General features: G+C 41.1%; 19 protein-coding genes and 1 tRNA gene. 10 read left to right on the forward strand and 10 right to left on the reverse strand.

The window, feature by feature from the left end:
* Window positions 1–79 precede the first annotated feature (79 nt).
* The 6 genes from INE92_RS13645 (at window position 80) to INE92_RS13670 (ending at window position 4515) form a co-directional block, all read left to right on the forward strand.
* Window positions 80–865 (forward strand): DUF6249 domain-containing protein, encoded by a 786-nt coding sequence (locus tag INE92_RS13645; protein ID WP_008024767.1) that lies wholly within the window; start codon window positions 80–82, stop codon window positions 863–865.
* A complete protein-coding gene (locus INE92_RS13650; protein ID WP_004314132.1) occupies window positions 862–1413 on the forward strand; it encodes an RNA polymerase sigma factor in 552 nt (183 codons plus the stop codon). The genes INE92_RS13645 and INE92_RS13650 overlap by 4 nt, the downstream gene beginning before the upstream one ends.
* On the forward strand, window positions 1394–1723 hold the full coding sequence (locus tag INE92_RS13655; protein ID WP_009038740.1) for a DUF5056 domain-containing protein: 330 nt from the start codon (window positions 1394–1396) through the stop codon (window positions 1721–1723). The genes INE92_RS13650 and INE92_RS13655 overlap by 20 nt, the downstream gene beginning before the upstream one ends.
* A gap of 186 nt (window positions 1724–1909) precedes the next feature.
* On the forward strand, window positions 1910–3181 hold the full coding sequence (gene cls / locus INE92_RS13660) for a cardiolipin synthase (protein ID WP_004314130.1): 1272 nt from the start codon (window positions 1910–1912) through the stop codon (window positions 3179–3181).
* A gap of 39 nt (window positions 3182–3220) precedes the next feature.
* The gene (locus tag INE92_RS13665; RefSeq protein WP_055236357.1) at window positions 3221–4015 is read left to right on the forward strand and encodes a thymidylate synthase; all 795 of its coding nucleotides are present in this window, start codon (window positions 3221–3223) and stop codon (window positions 4013–4015) included.
* 5 nt (window positions 4016–4020) lie between these two features.
* Window positions 4021–4515: a dihydrofolate reductase gene (locus INE92_RS13670; protein WP_008024774.1), complete on the forward strand. Its 495-nt coding sequence runs from the start codon at window positions 4021–4023 to the stop codon at window positions 4513–4515.
* Between the two features lie 45 nt (window positions 4516–4560).
* Here the strand turns inward: INE92_RS13670 and INE92_RS13675 are convergent, their stop codons facing one another.
* Window positions 4561–5040, reverse strand: coding sequence for an Lrp/AsnC family transcriptional regulator (locus tag INE92_RS13675; RefSeq protein WP_004315769.1), 480 nt, complete (start codon window positions 5038–5040; stop codon window positions 4561–4563).
* 152 nt (window positions 5041–5192) lie between these two features.
* On the opposite strand from INE92_RS13675, the gene INE92_RS13680 reads away from it, so the two are divergent.
* Together INE92_RS13680 and INE92_RS13685 are read left to right on the forward strand one after the other, a co-directional pair.
* On the forward strand, window positions 5193–6470 hold the full coding sequence (locus INE92_RS13680) for an IgA Peptidase M64 (RefSeq protein ID WP_055236358.1): 1278 nt from the start codon (window positions 5193–5195) through the stop codon (window positions 6468–6470).
* A 98-nt stretch (window positions 6471–6568) separates the two neighbouring features.
* Window positions 6569–7108 carry a GNAT family N-acetyltransferase gene (locus INE92_RS13685; protein ID WP_008024780.1) on the forward strand — a complete coding sequence of 180 codons (540 nt, stop codon included), beginning with the start codon at window positions 6569–6571 and terminating at the stop codon, window positions 7106–7108.
* Window positions 7109–7219: 111 nt separating this feature from the next.
* Here the strand turns inward: INE92_RS13685 and INE92_RS13690 are convergent, their stop codons facing one another.
* The 9 genes from INE92_RS13690 to INE92_RS13730 all read right to left on the reverse strand — a co-directional run bounded on the left by INE92_RS13690 (window position 7220) and on the right by INE92_RS13730 (window position 13128).
* The gene (locus INE92_RS13690) at window positions 7220–7690 is read right to left on the reverse strand and encodes an ExbD/TolR family protein (protein WP_004315772.1); all 471 of its coding nucleotides are present in this window, start codon (window positions 7688–7690) and stop codon (window positions 7220–7222) included.
* Between the two features lie 3 nt (window positions 7691–7693).
* Window positions 7694–8287: an ExbD/TolR family protein gene (locus INE92_RS13695; protein ID WP_212702051.1), complete on the reverse strand. Its 594-nt coding sequence runs from the start codon at window positions 8285–8287 to the stop codon at window positions 7694–7696.
* Between the two features lie 36 nt (window positions 8288–8323).
* The gene (locus INE92_RS13700) at window positions 8324–8809 is read right to left on the reverse strand and encodes a hypothetical protein (RefSeq protein ID WP_008019454.1); all 486 of its coding nucleotides are present in this window, start codon (window positions 8807–8809) and stop codon (window positions 8324–8326) included.
* 6 nt (window positions 8810–8815) lie between these two features.
* Window positions 8816–9616 (reverse strand): MotA/TolQ/ExbB proton channel family protein, encoded by an 801-nt coding sequence (locus INE92_RS13705; protein WP_004315775.1) that lies wholly within the window; start codon window positions 9614–9616, stop codon window positions 8816–8818.
* Window positions 9617–9690: 74 nt separating this feature from the next.
* A tRNA-Ser gene (locus INE92_RS13710) sits at window positions 9691–9778 on the reverse strand.
* A gap of 120 nt (window positions 9779–9898) precedes the next feature.
* Window positions 9899–10675, reverse strand: coding sequence for a TatD family hydrolase (locus tag INE92_RS13715; RefSeq protein ID WP_008024783.1), 777 nt, complete (start codon window positions 10673–10675; stop codon window positions 9899–9901).
* Entirely contained in the window at window positions 10669–11385 is a 717-nt protein-coding gene (locus INE92_RS13720) for a hypothetical protein (protein ID WP_008024785.1), read from the reverse strand. Before INE92_RS13720 ends, INE92_RS13715 begins: the two co-directional genes overlap by 7 nt.
* Before the next feature lie 15 nt (window positions 11386–11400).
* Entirely contained in the window at window positions 11401–12375 is a 975-nt protein-coding gene (locus tag INE92_RS13725; RefSeq protein WP_055236359.1) for a polyprenyl synthetase family protein, read from the reverse strand.
* 69 nt (window positions 12376–12444) lie between these two features.
* The gene (locus tag INE92_RS13730) at window positions 12445–13128 is read right to left on the reverse strand and encodes an energy transducer TonB (protein WP_004321840.1); all 684 of its coding nucleotides are present in this window, start codon (window positions 13126–13128) and stop codon (window positions 12445–12447) included.
* A gap of 70 nt (window positions 13129–13198) precedes the next feature.
* Here INE92_RS13730 and cmk point away from each other — a divergent pair, with 70 nt between their 5' ends.
* Entirely contained in the window at window positions 13199–14032 is an 834-nt protein-coding gene (cmk, locus tag INE92_RS13735) for a (d)CMP kinase (protein WP_182425116.1), read from the forward strand.
* 8 nt (window positions 14033–14040) lie between these two features.
* The gene (locus tag INE92_RS13740; RefSeq protein WP_004315780.1) at window positions 14041–14910 is read left to right on the forward strand and encodes a 4-hydroxy-3-methylbut-2-enyl diphosphate reductase; all 870 of its coding nucleotides are present in this window, start codon (window positions 14041–14043) and stop codon (window positions 14908–14910) included.
* Window positions 14911–15077: the final 167 nt, after the last annotated feature.

A 15077-nucleotide genomic window follows, 5' to 3' on the forward strand; every position in this document is an offset into this window, starting at 1 on the left:
AAATATTTCGTCTCTTTGCAACTTTCTATGATATTAACTACGTCTAACAAACAAAGAAATAAATAAAAAAACTATTGATATGAAAAATTTTCTATTAGCATTGATGGTTGTACTGACCACTTGCACACTGGCTATTGCCCAAAACCAAACTACTGTTGTCCGCGATTCCGTCGGAAAAGTAAAGGTAACTGTGACCAAAGACAATAAAGCAAAAACAAACAATACTGCTGTCACAGTCATCGGTGTAGATACAGCGGACACTGATTCCACAGAAGTAGATGCAAACTCAAGTAATGTCAGTACTGGTCATGGTAAGGCCAGTTTTACATTCGAATCGGATGACGACGATTTCCCATTCCACGGCTTTGGTATCAACGGAGGAATTCTCGTAGCAATCATATCAATCATTGCCGTTTTCGGATTTCCGGTATTCATTCTGTTTGTAATCTTCTTCTTCCGTTATAAAAATCGGAAAGCACGCTATCGTCTTGCCGAACAGGCACTCGCTGCAGGTCAGCCATTGCCAGCAGAATTTATTCGTGAAAACAAAACGGTTGACTCACGTTCACAAGGCATCAAAAACACCTTTACAGGTATCGGTCTTTTCATCTTCCTTTGGGCAATCACCGGTGAATTCGGAATTGGAGCGATCGGTTTACTCGTTACATTTATGGGTATCGGACAATGGATCATCGGTAGTAAACAACAGGCTCAAGGTACAGATGCTCCCCGGACGTATACTACCCATAAAGATGAAAAAAAGAATCAGGATAACGTCAAAAACGATAGCTTCGAAATCATCCCTTCCGAATCCGGAGAGAAAGATAATGGAGTAAACGAAGCAAAGAACGACGAGAATAAATGAGCCAACTCAATGATATATCGTTAGTCGCGCAGGTCGTGGTGTTCAAGAACACCAGGGCCTTCGACCAGTTGGTGGAGAAGTATCAGTCGCCCATCCGGCGATTCTTCCTGAACCTGACTTGCGGCGACAGCGAATTGAGTGACGACCTTGCACAAGATACATTTATCAAAGCATATACAAACATTGCCTCTTTCCGAAACTTGTCAAGTTTCTCTACGTGGCTGTACCGTATTGCTTATAATGTTTTTTATGATTATATTCGCAGCCGGAAAGAGACAGCCGACTTGGATACAAAAGAAATAGACGCCATCAACAGTACCGAACAAGAGAATGTAGGACAGAAAATGGATGTTTATCAGTCACTCAAGATGCTTAAGGAAGTGGAAAGAACCTGCATTATGTTGTTCTATATGGAGGACATTAGTATCGACAAAATAGCAGGTATTGTAGGAGTACCGTCAGGAACGGTGAAAAGCCACCTGTCACGTGGAAAAGAAAAATTAGCAACGTATTTAAAACAAAACGGTTATGACAGAAATAGACAATGATAAGCTCTTGCGCGATTTCTTCGCAGAAAACAAGCAGGAAATAGCAGACAACGGATTCAGTCGCCGTGTCATGCACCATTTACCCGGTCGTAGCAACCATCTGGCTCGTATCTGGAGTGCCTTCGTAATGACTGTGGCTGCCGTACTTTTCGTATGGTTAGGCGGATTGGAAGCAGCTTGGGGAACAATAAGAGAAGTATTTATCGGCATGATTAATCATGGCACTACCGGCCTTGATCCAAAGTCAATTATTATCGCGGCTGTCGTATTATTATTTATGGCTACACGAAAGGTTGCTTCTATGGCATAAACAAAATAAATACAGATTAAAAGTCCAAAGCATAAGTTTCCCGGATTTTTATCTTTATGAGTCAAAGAACTCTTTATCCCTCTCTTTTAGTGTTAAACAATAATAAATCTACCCTTTACTCCAAGTAAGCCCAAACATAGATGTTGTATATTTGTTGCTCTGTAAACTAAAATAGAGAGAAGAGTTTTGAAACTACGTATATTTATTTTATTTCTATTCCTGCCTTTATTACATGTTCAGGCAGATGTCATCGACAGTCTGATGACGCAGCCCAGAGACTCAATCGGACTAACAAGCGATTCCCTAGTACTGCATTTCTTGGAAGAGTCGGGAATCCCTATATCTGATAATAATAAAGTCAAACTGCTAAAAAGCGGACGGGAGAAGTTTATCGATTTATTTGAAGCCATCCGGGAAGCTAAACACCATGTTCATCTGGAATATTTCAACTTCCGAAATGACTCCATTGCTAATGCTTTGTTCACTTTATTAGCCGAAAAAGTGAAAGAAGGTGTTGAAGTACGAGCTATGTTTGACGCTTTCGGAAACTGGTCGAACAACAAGCCCCTTAAAAAGAAACACCTCAAGAAAATACGTGAACAAGGAATCGAAATCGTCAAGTTTGACCCGTTCACCTTCCCTTATATCAATCATGCCGCCCACCGCGACCATCGCAAAATTGCTGTTATCGACGGAAAAGTGGCATATACAGGCGGAATGAATATCGCCGATTATTATATCAACGGACTACCCAAAATCGGAACCTGGCGTGATATGCACATGCGTATCGAAGGGGATGCAGTCAACGATTTGCAGGAGATTTTCCTGACGATCTGGAACAAAGAGACTAAACAGAACGTAGGAGGAGAAGCTTATTTCCCCCAACATGAGGGACAGACAGACAGCACAAATATCGTTGTAGCAATTGTAGACCGTACCCCGAAAAAGAATAGCCGTATGTTGAGTCATGCCTATGCCATGAGCATTTATTCGGCACAAAAGAATGTTCATATCGTCAATCCTTATTTTGTACCGACTTCTTCCATCAAAAAGGCGTTGAACCGGACAATCGACCGGGGAGTAGATGTAACCATCATGGTTTCCTCTGCTTCCGATATCCCTTTTACTCCGGATGCCGCACTTTATAAGTTACATAAACTGATGAAAAGAGGAGCTACTGTCTACATGTACAACGGGGGATTCCATCACTCGAAAATTATGATGGTGGACGACTTGTTCTGCACAGTCGGTACCGCCAACCTGAACAGCCGCAGCCTACGATATGACTACGAAACAAATGCCTTTATTTTTGATAAAAGAATAACGGGTGAATTGAATAATATGTTCCGAAACGATATCGAGCATTGCACCCAGCTGACACCGGAGTTTTGGAAAAAGCGTTCTCCCTGGAAGAAGTTCGTCGGCTGGTTTGCTAATTTATTCACTCCATTTTTGTAATTTTGTACGGAGAATCATTTTCACTGCAAATTATTCATTATGAAACAATACCTGGATTTACTCAATCGTGTACTTACCGAAGGCACGGAAAAAGGTGATCGTACCGGAACCGGAACAATCAGTATCTTCGGTCATCAGATGCGTTTTAACCTTGATGACGGTTTCCCGTGTCTGACAACCAAAAAACTGCATCTGAAATCAATCATATACGAATTGCTTTGGTTTCTGCAAGGAGATACAAACGTGAAATACCTGCAGGAACATGGAGTACGTATTTGGAACGAATGGGCGGACGAGAACGGTGATTTGGGTCATGTCTACGGTTATCAATGGCGTTCATGGCCTGATTACAACGGTGGCTTCATCGACCAGATCAGCGAAGTAGTGGAGACACTCAAACACAATCCGGATTCACGCCGTATCATCGTTAGTGCGTGGAACGTAGCAGATTTGAACAATATGAATCTACCTCCCTGCCATGCATTCTTTCAGTTTTACGTAGCAGACGGGCGGTTGAGCCTGCAACTATATCAACGCAGTGCCGATATATTTCTCGGTGTTCCCTTCAACATTGCTTCATACGCATTATTGCTGCAAATGATGGCACAAGTGACAGGTTTGAAAGCCGGCGATTTCGTTCATACTTTCGGTGATGCTCATATCTACCTGAACCATCTGGAACAAGTGAAACTCCAATTATCACGGGAGCCTCGTCCATTGCCACAAATGAAAATCAATCCGGACGTGAAAAACATCTTCGATTTTAAATTTGAGGATTTCGAGTTAGTAAACTATGATCCGCATCCGCATATTGCAGGAGCAGTAGCCGTGTAAAAAATATGAGTAAAGTATCCATCATTGCTGCCGTAGACCGCCGCATGGCTATAGGCTTTGAGAATAAGCTTCTTTTCTGGTTACCGAATGATTTGAAACGTTTCAAAGCATTAACTACCGGAAACACCATACTTATGGGACGCAAAACTTTCGAGTCATTGCCGAAAGGCGCATTGCCCAATCGCAGAAATATCGTTTTATCTTCCAATCCGGATACAGTATGTTCCGGTGCGGAAGTGTTTCCTTCACTCGAAACGGCTTTGAAAAGTTGCCGGGAGGACGAACATATTTATATTATAGGAGGGGCAAGCATTTATCAGCAGGCTCTTTCCTTCGCTGACGAACTTTGCCTGACAGAGATAGACAGTACGGCCCCCGAAGCTGATGCCTATTTTCCGGAAGTATCTTCAAAGGTATGGCAGGAAAAAAGCAGAGAAGCCCATCCTGCGGATGAGAAACATCTCTGCTCTTATGCTTTCGTTGATTACGTAAGAAAGTAAAAAATTGTTTCTTACTGTGATCCAACCACGAATACTGACTAATGATTAATCTTCATCTTCTATGTCGACCATAATCGGCATCTGCCGCTTAATGGCTTCATGGAAGGAGATTAATGTTTCGGTACGCGCCAAGCCCAATGGTTGCAACTTATCGTGAATAATACTCAATAAGTGGTGGTTATTCTTTGCGTAAATTTTGATAAACATATCGTATTTTCCGGTAGTGAAATGGCATTCCACCACTTCGGGGATAGCTTCTAAAGCTTTTGTTACCGAGTCAAAGGATTCGGGGTCTTTTAGATATATACCAATATAAGCGCAAGTCTCATATCCGATTTTCTCGGGGTCGATAACATACTCCGAACCTTTTAATATTCCTAGATTAGTAAGCTTCTGAATACGCTGATGGATCGCAGCACCGGAAACATTACATGCTCTTGCCACTTCCAAAAAAGGAATACGCGCATTCCCTGCAATCAGTCTCAGAATTTGCTCATCTAAAGCATCTAATTGATGATGTCCCATTTTTGAATCAAATTGTTTTTATCAATGAATCTTTTATGCAAAGTTAGCGATTTTTCGACAACAAATACTATAATCTATTACTTTTATTTGCAGAAAGCGGATAAGTCAACAATAGTTCGTACCTTTGCGAAAAACATAAATATACCATTTATATGAAACATATTTGCTGTATTATTCTGTGTTTCTGCACTTCTATAGGAAGTTATGCCCAGAATTTTGCTGATTATTTTCAGAACAAAACATTGCGAGTGGATTATATCTTTACCGGGGATGCTACACAACAGGCTATTTATCTGGATGAACTATCACAGCTTCCCACCTGGGCAGGCCGTCAACACCATCTCTCCGAACTTCCCTTGGAAGGCAACGGACAAATTATTGTGAAAGACCTTGCCAGCAAACAGTGTATCTACAAAACATCTTTCTCTTCTTTATTTCAAGAATGGCTGTCAACAGACGAAGCTAAAGAAACAGCTAAAGGGTTTGAAAATACCTTTCTTCTTCCTTATCCCAAACAGCCTGTGGAAATAGAAGTCACTTTATATTCTCCGCGAAAGAAAACAATGGCTACTTACAAACATATCGTGCGTCCGAATGACATACTGATTCATAAACGGGGAGTATCACATGTTACTCCACACCGGTATATGTTGCAAAGTGGCAATGAAAAAGACTGCATAGATGTTGCTATCCTGGCAGAGGGATATACAGAAAAAGAAATGGATATATTCTATCAGGATGCACAACGTACCTGCGAAAGTTTGTTTTCGTACGAGCCGTTTCGTTCCATGAAGGGTAAATTTAATATTGTTGCCGTAGCCAGTCCTTCAACGGATAGTGGTGTCAGTGTTCCTCGCGAAAATCTGTGGAAAGAAACGGCGATTCATTCTCATTTCGATACCTTTTATTCAGATCGCTATCTGACTACCAGCCGGGTAAAGTCTATCCACAATGCATTGGCTGGTATCCCTTACGAGCATATCATTATCCTCGCTAACACAGATGTATACGGCGGAGGAGGAATATACAATTCTTATACGCTAACCACAGCTCATCACCCTATGTTCAAACCGGTGGTAGTGCACGAATTCGGGCACAGCTTTGGTGGATTGGCCGACGAGTATTTTTATGAGGATGATGTGATGACGGATACTTATCCACTGGATGTCGAACCGTGGGAACAGAATATTTCAACACAGGTGAACTTTGCTTCCAAATGGAAAGATATGCTTCCGTCAGACACTCCGATCCCTACTCCTATTGCTGAAAGAAAGAAATATCCGGTAGGAGTATATGAAGGAGGCGGCTATTCCGCCAAAGGTATTTACCGTCCTGCCTACGACTGTCGCATGAAAACAAACGGATACCCGGAGTTTTGCCCGGTTTGTCAACGTGCCATCCGCCGAATGATTGAGTTTTATGTTCCTTAATTGAATAACAATCATCGATGGTAACCAATGGTAAATACTCATCCAAAAACAAAATCAATATACAATCATATTATTGTCAAACTTAAAACCCAAACCTCATGATTAGACTTCAACCAATCAGTACGTCGGACCTGCAACATTACAAATTCATGGAAGAGCTCTTAATTGACGCATTTCCACCGGAAGAGTATCGACAGTTGGAACAACTGCGCGAGTACACTGACCGTACGGGCAACTTTCATAATAACATCATCTTCGACGATGACCTGCCAGTCGGCTTCATTACCTATTGGGATTTTGACAGTTTCTACTATGTAGAACACTTTGCAACCAATCCTGCCCTGCGAAATGGAGGTTATGGAAAACGTACACTGGAATACTTGTGCAATTATTTAAAACGCCCGATCGTATTGGAAGTAGAACGTCCGGTGGAAGAAATGGCCAAACGACGTATCAGCTTTTATCAACGCCAGGGCTTTACACTATGGGAAAAAGACTACTGTCAACCTCCTTACAAGCCCGGAGATGATTTTCTTCCCATGTATTTAATGGTACACGGAGAGCTGGATTGTGAAAAGGATTTTGAAACAATCAAAAAGAGAATACATAAAGAAGTATATGGAGTAAAAGACAATTAAAAAAGAATCCCGATAGAAAGAGTTGTACAAATGTGTAATATTAATATATAAAAAGGAAGGGTGTCCAAACCGATTTGGACACCCTTCCTTTTTATATATCAAATTAACTAATTACTTTTCACCACGTTTAGTAGCTGAATAGTTAATCTTCAAAGCATAAGATTTTCTAAGAGCATTTTTTACGTCAGTAATAATACCCATCTTTGTCTTTTGGTCTACTTTCAGAGATACAGTCATTTTAGCTGCATCACCTTCATTCATGCTTGCACGTTCCTGGAAAATGAAGTCCTGTACTTCACCAACTTCAGCATAGCTGTCGTTGAGCTGAATACGACTTTCAGTACCCATTTTTGCGCGATATTCCTGCGTAGGTTCTCCTACATAGATGAATGTTACCAGCGATTTCTTCTCCAGTTTTTCGAGTTCAGTACCTTGCGGAAGTGTAAACTGTACCTTTAACGTTACCTCACGCATTGTTGTTACAATCATAAAGAAGAACAACAAGGTAAAGATAAGGTCAGGCAACGAAGAAGTATTCAATGCCGGCATTTCACGTTTACCAGTCTTATTAAATTTTCCCATTACTTACTTCTTTTTTTCTCCGTATTTTTTAGGTTCTGCTTCAGAAATTCGTTGCGGATAAATTTCACGAATCGCTTTTTGCTGATCGTCATTCAATTCCGCATATGTAGTTCCAAATTTCTGTTCAGCCAACTCGTCTCTCAATTCATTGTATGCAGCCACCAATTCGTTCTGCACGCTGATATAAGCCTGATAAGAAGATCCACGGTCATTCTGCAAAGAAATTACGTGCTTGTCATTAACCAGATATGTGCCAAAGAATTCTACATTCTTTTGTGTTTTTTCAGGCATATGTTCTGCGTTAGCAACGTTAGCAATAAATTCTTTAGCTTTCTCTCTCAACTGATCAACACCGATATAATCATTACCGCACATCAAAGCATCATCTTTATTCAAGTATACCTGCAATACGTTACGTTCTTTGATTTTATCAGTATTATCCTGCTCTTGATCTTCGGGCGGTGGAGGCAAAAGTCTTGCCAAACCACGGTCCGTATCCATTGATGTTGTAATCAAGAAGAAGATCAGCAACAAGAAAGCGATATCCGCCGTAGAACTTGAGTTAATATCAGGAACTTTTCTTTTTCCTCTTGCCATTGTTATTACTTATTTAATTGAGAATTACTCAATTGATTAGGATAATTTCTTCTTTATGCCACTCACGATGATTGCAACAACTGTTACAAACAACAGGATGTAAATAGAATAAAGGAACATATCAGTTATTTTCAGCCAAAAAGGAACGTTGTCTGTACCGCTATAGCCCTGAATCTGCATTGGTGTTCCGTCACCCATAGACCAAGCAACAACTAAAACAACAACTAAAAGAACCAAACCAAGTAAAGATTTGATAGCATTTGCCGGATTATCTTTCAAGGCTGCTCCAAATTGGAATATTGCACCAAGTATAGTAGCTGCAATGGCAATGCCAAACAAAGCATACATCAAATAAAGTAAGGCGTCTGTTTGAGCCGGCTGCCACATCTCGGGATCTACTCCCGCAATCACTGCATCGCCTGTTGCATCTCCTCCCAAGAAGAAAAGGCACAATACGATCAGGATGATGGCAAACATCGCATAAAGTGCATAATACGATGCTCTATATGTTAACTTACTCATCTTCGATTATTTTTTGTATTTCAAGTTATATTTGATTACCATGTCTAACAAAGAGATAGAAGAATCTTCCATTTCGCTAGTCAGAGCTTCAATCTTAGCAAGTACATAGTTGTAGAATACCTGAAGGATCAATGCTACGATCAAACCGAAGATAGTTGTAATCAAGGCAACTTTCATACCACCTGCAACAACCGTCGGAGAGATATCACCTACCTGCTGGATTTTATCAAATGCCTGCACCATACCGATTACAGTACCCAAGAATCCGAGTGACGGAGCCATTGCGATAAACAGTGTGATCCAAGAACATCCTTTTTCAAGGTAACCAGCCTGTACACCACCGTAAGATACAACTGACTTCTCAACTACATCAATACCCTGATCAATTCTCATCAGACCTTGATAGTAAATAGAAGCAACCGGACCTCTGGTGTTACGAGCAATGTCTTTAGCAGCTTCAACATCACCTTTTTCCAAAGCAGCTTCGATAGATGCCATGAATTTTTTTGTGTTGATTTCAGCCAAGCTCAAATAAATGATACGTTCGATACAGAAAGCCAAACCGATCACCAAAGCGATAGCTACCAAACTCATGAAAGATGCAGTACCTTCGATGAATTTAACTTTGATTTCCTTGTGAATACCACCTTCTTCTGCAGCAGGAGCAGCAGCAGTAGTAGCTTCAGCGGCAGGAGCAGCTTGTTGTTCAGTTTGTTCTGCTGCAGGAGCATCTTGAGCCTGAGCAAGTTGAATTGAGCCAAAAGTGAAGGCCCCAATCACAGCAACAATTGCAAATAACTTTTTCATTGTGTGTCTAATTTTTAAGATTAATTAATTGATTATTATTATTGTATTTACTTCTCTTCTCTTTTTCATGTCTGCGGAGAGACGGGGATTCGAACCCCGGATACACTTTTGGCGTATACACGCTTTCCAGGCGTGCCTCTTCAACCACTCGAGCATCTCTCCCTGCATGTTTTCTGCATTTTCAGCTACAAATGTATTCTTTTTTTTCTTTTCTTGAAGCATTCTCCCTCTTTTATCTTGAATAAATACTGCAAATTAATATAATTTAAAACCTTTCGAACCTTATTTGCGGATTCCAAACACTTTTAGCGCATTAACAGAAGTGACCTCTGCTACGTGCTCTGGAGTTATCTGATAAATCTCCGCCACCTTCATAAGTGTGTCTTTTACATTGGCGCTCTCATTTCTCTTCCCCCGGTTCGGCACAGGAGCTAAATAAGGGGAGTCGGTTTCGAGCACAATGCGTTCTAAAGGAACTGTCGTCAGTGTTTCCGGTAAAGTCGATTTCTTAAAAGTAACGACTCCGTTAATACCTAACATAAATCCTTCGAATTCCAACAATTTCGCCGCTTCTTCCGATGTCCCGGTGAAACTATGAAAAATGCCGGTCAATGGCGTCTTTTTATAGGGCTCCATTACCTTATATATATATTCAAATGCTTCTCTTGAATGAATTACAATCGGAAGGTCATACTCTAATGCCCACTCTATTTGCTTTTCAAAAGCCAAAATTTGTTCTTTCAGAAAAGTCTTGTCCCAATAAAGGTCGAGGCCTATTTCTCCGATAGCCACAAATTCATTAGAAGTCGACAAGTACTTGCGTACAACTGCTAATTCCTGTTCATAGGATTCATTGACGGAAGTCGGGTGCAGCCCGATCATCGGATAGCAAAAACCCGGATAATCCCTACACACTGACAACATAGCATCAATGGTGGTACTGTCTATGTTGGGCATGAAAATATAGGAAACTCCCGCTTTCCGTGCACGTTCCATCACCTGCGGCAGGTCTTCGGTAAATTCTTCAACAAAAAGGTGAGAATGAGTATCTATCAGCATGATATTTCTTTTTCTTCTTTTACTTTCTCGCTGGAGCGATAATAATATATCAGTCCGTAGTCGCGACATTTTTCTAATCTGGTATCATTGGGAGTGACATCCTGATATTTAGCTTCTACCTGGTTCCAGATATCCAGAATCAATTCATCTGCACGCCCACGCATGGATGCCAGTTCATCAAGACTGCGACTGGTTAATGCCTGATAGTTTTTCTGCCGTTCGTAGCTTTCCAGAAAAATATCATAATGCACTTTTACACGTGCAATAGTCGGATTATAAATAGGTATGCCGCCTTGAGTTGTTCTTTGTTGTTCGCCTTCAATTATTTTCTTCCCCCACTCTACCAGTGCGGCTTCACTCAACAGGTCCGGCACTGTGTTTGAAGCAGGCAGGCCATATAATTCTTTATGCGCCACTTTGATTTCATCGCGAAGTACTGCCAAATTGAGTACTTGGATAAAATGAGAGATATACAACCGGGCGGTCTTCACGTTCATCTGATGCTTACGGCTGGCACGCGACTGGTTGTTGTAACACTGTGTATAATAAATTTGCGCAGCCTCGAACCGATGTAAGAAATTACGTGCCTCAAATAATGTCTTTAATGTAATAGCCAAGTCACGTACGTTATACATCTCCCCCTTTTCGACTGCCGCTTTCAACGCCCGAACTCTTGCTTGATCAGTATTTGGTAATCGTCTGTAAGGCATATCTCTGACACTTAGCTACATTTCACGATACATTAATAATTTCACAAGATTCTTCAATTCTTTTTTCCTGTCTTCTGCAACGGCGACTGCAGCCAGGCTTTCCATAGCAAGGGTGTAATATTCGCGCATTTTGTTTTCGCAGACATTACGGATATTCAACTGATTATAGATTTCAGTTACCGCTTTTATTTTTTCTGCTGGTTGAAAAGTTTCTGCATTCAACCAACGATTCAATTCTTCCTGCTGCTTTTCATCTGCGTGCTCCAGTGCTTTGATAAGCATATATGTTTTTTTATTGCAAAGAATGTCTCCGCCTATCTTCTTCCCGAACACTTCCGGATCACCGTATACATCCAACAAATCATCCTGCAATTGGAACGCAACTCCGATATGCATCCCAAAATGATAAAGATTCTCTGAATCTTCAGCAGTCGCTCCTGCCAAAATTGCACCGATTTTAAGACTAGCAGCAAGCAACACTGCCGTTTTCAAACGAATCATTTCAATGTATTCGTCTTCTGTCACATCACAGCGGGACTCAAATTCCATATCCAGTTGCTGCCCTTCACAGATCTCAAGTGTAGTCAAACTGAATAAATCCATCACTTCTTTCAGATGTTCCTGCGGACATCCCGTCATATAGCGAAATGCCAGAATCAACATAGCATCTCCCGAAAGAACAGCAGTGTTATCGTTCCATACTTTGTGTACAGTAGGTTTGCCTCTGCGCACATCCGAACGATCCATCAAATCATCATGCAACAAGGTGTGGTTGTGGTAAACTTCAATTGCAGTGGCAGGATCGTATATAGACGCTACATCCTCCCGATACAAGTTATATCCCATCAACATTAATACAGGACGTATCCGCTTCCCACCCAGAGAAAGGATATATTCAATCGGTTCATAAAGTCCTTTCGGCGTCCGGGTAAACTGAATTTCAGAAATATGATTATTTATCTTATCAAGTAATTGAGAAGCTGTAAACATGATGAATAAAAAAATTAATGAATAAAAAGAGGCTGCCGAAAGCAGCCTCCTAATTTATATTATTACAAATTACTGCAATCTAAACATCACAGGAACCGTAAATTTAACACGTACCGGTTTTCCGCGCTGCATACCTGGTTTCCACTTCGGCATGGTATTAATCACACGGAGGGCTTCTTTATCCAGATACGGGTCAACGCTACGTACAACCTTCGCATCTACGATACTACCGTCTTTGTTAACAACGAACTGTACGATAACACGTCCTTGAGTTCCGTTTTCCTGTGCGATAGTCGGATATTTAATATTCTTTGCCAGATACTGCATCAAAGCTGCTTGTCCGCCCGGGAAATCCGGCATGTTTTCTACAACTTCGAAAATAGTCTGTTCTTCCGGTTCTTCTTCAACAACTTGTACAGGCACATATTTTACTTCTACACGAGCTTGGTTATCTTCATTGATAATAGTTGTTGTTTCCTCAATATCAGCTTTATCATCCACAATCTCCAGCAATTCTGCTACTTTTGGAGCTTCAGGTGGTGGTGGAGCTGCTTGTTCAGGGGTTTCGGTAATAGGAATAATTTCCTCTTCAAACACGACATCAGCTACTGCCTGGCTTGTATCAATCTTCACGTCACGCTGGGTCCATTCGAACGCCACGAACATGAAAGCTAGAACTACCACGTAACCAACGAGCAACCATGTAGACTTCTTGCCTTCCAGGTCTGCTTTGGGTGATTTTTTAACTTCCATAAATTTATTAATATAATGATTAAAAAAAAGTGTCCTTTCATGTGTCTCCGGGCAAATATAGTACATTTTCATGTATTCGTTCCCCTCTTTGCCTCTTTTTATCCGGCTTTTTAACTTTTTTAATTCTTTCGTACTTGTCTTGCTCCTTTTAACGGCAAACTTATGGTTGATTTTCAAATTTACCGTATCTTTGGCGGACAAATCAGATGAACTGAATATGAAAAAGATAACAATTGCAATCGATGGTTTTTCCTCTTGCGGAAAAAGCACAATGGCTAAAGATCTGGCTCGTGAAGTGGGCTACATTTACATTGACAGCGGAGCCATGTATCGTGCGGTCACCTTATATAGTATAGAAAACGGAATTTTCGACGGAGACGTTATCGATACGGAGAGGCTGAAAAAAGAAATTAAGGACATTCATATATCGTTCCGGCTGAATAAGGAAACCGGACGTCCCGACACTTATCTCAACGGTGTGAATGTAGAGAATAAAATCCGTTCGATGGAGGTTTCTTCCAAAGTGAGTCCTATCAGTACGCTCGACTTCGTACGTGAAGCAATGGTAGCTCAACAACAAGCAATGGGAAATGAGAAGGGGATTGTCATGGATGGCCGGGACATAGGTACCACTGTTTTCCCAGATGCTGAACTAAAAATATTTGTAACCGCCACTCCCGAAATCCGTGCTCAACGCCGTTATGACGAGCTGAAAGCAAAGGGACAGGAAGCCAGCTTCGACGAGATTCTGGAAAATGTGAAACAACGGGATTATATCGATCAAAACCGTGCAGTAAGCCCGCTGCGCAAAGCAGAAGATGCGCTGCTCCTGGATAATACCGACTTATCGATTGAAGAGCAGAAAAAATGGCTTTTCGAACAATTTAATAAGGTAAGTAAATAGTTTGTTTTATGATCAAGGTAGAGATAGACGAAGGTTCCGGCTTCTGCTTTGGTGTGGTGACAGCCATTCATAAGGCAGAAGAAGAGTTGGCAAAGGGAGAAACACTCTATTGCCTCGGAGACATTGTGCACAATAGCCGGGAAGTGGACAGGCTGAAAACGATGGGATTAATCACCATCAATCGGGAAGAATTCAAGCAATTGAAAAATGCAAAAGTATTGCTCCGGGCGCATGGAGAGCCACCGGAAACTTATATAATTGCCCGTGAAAATAATATCGAGATTATCGATGCGACCTGTCCGGTTGTATTACGTTTGCAGAAACGCATCCGGCAAGGCTATCTGGCAGACAGTGACGAAGAAAAGCAAATTGTCATCTACGGCAAGAGCGGACACGCTGAAGTGCTGGGACTGGTAGGACAGACAGACGGAAAAGCAATTGTGATTGAAAAGGCAGAGGAAGCCAAAAAGCTGGATTTAAATAAAAGTATCCGCCTTTTCTCACAGACAACCAAGTCACTGGACGAATTTCAGGAAATCGTAGAATACTTCAAACAACATATTTCACCGGAGGCGACTTTCGAATATTATGATACGATCTGCCGTCAGGTTGCCAACCGTATGCCTAAGCTCCGGGAGTTTGCGGCTACACACGATTTGATCTTCTTCGTCAGCGGCAAAAAGAGTTCGAACGGAAAGATGTTGTTTGAAGAATGTTTGAAGGTGAACGCTAATTCGCATTTGATAGATAACGAGAAAGAAATCGATCCTTCTCTTCTTCAAAACGTAAAATCGATTGGCGTATGTGGGGCGACTTCTACTCCGAAATGGTTGATGGAGAAGATTTACAATCACATTCGGACGCTTATCAAAGAATAACTGCTTTATTCATAAAAGAATAATAGCAAAGCAACATAAGAAAAAACGGCAAAGTAACACGAATGAATAAAAAGAAAGCAAGAAAGGGCTATTTGAACATTTTTAATGTTTTCTTCATACGAAAAAAAACTTCATAACCGCTGCTTTCAACTTTTTATTGTACATTT

The organism is Bacteroides xylanisolvens, from assembly GCF_018289135.1.
Lineage (GTDB): Bacteria > Bacteroidota > Bacteroidia > Bacteroidales > Bacteroidaceae > Bacteroides > Bacteroides xylanisolvens.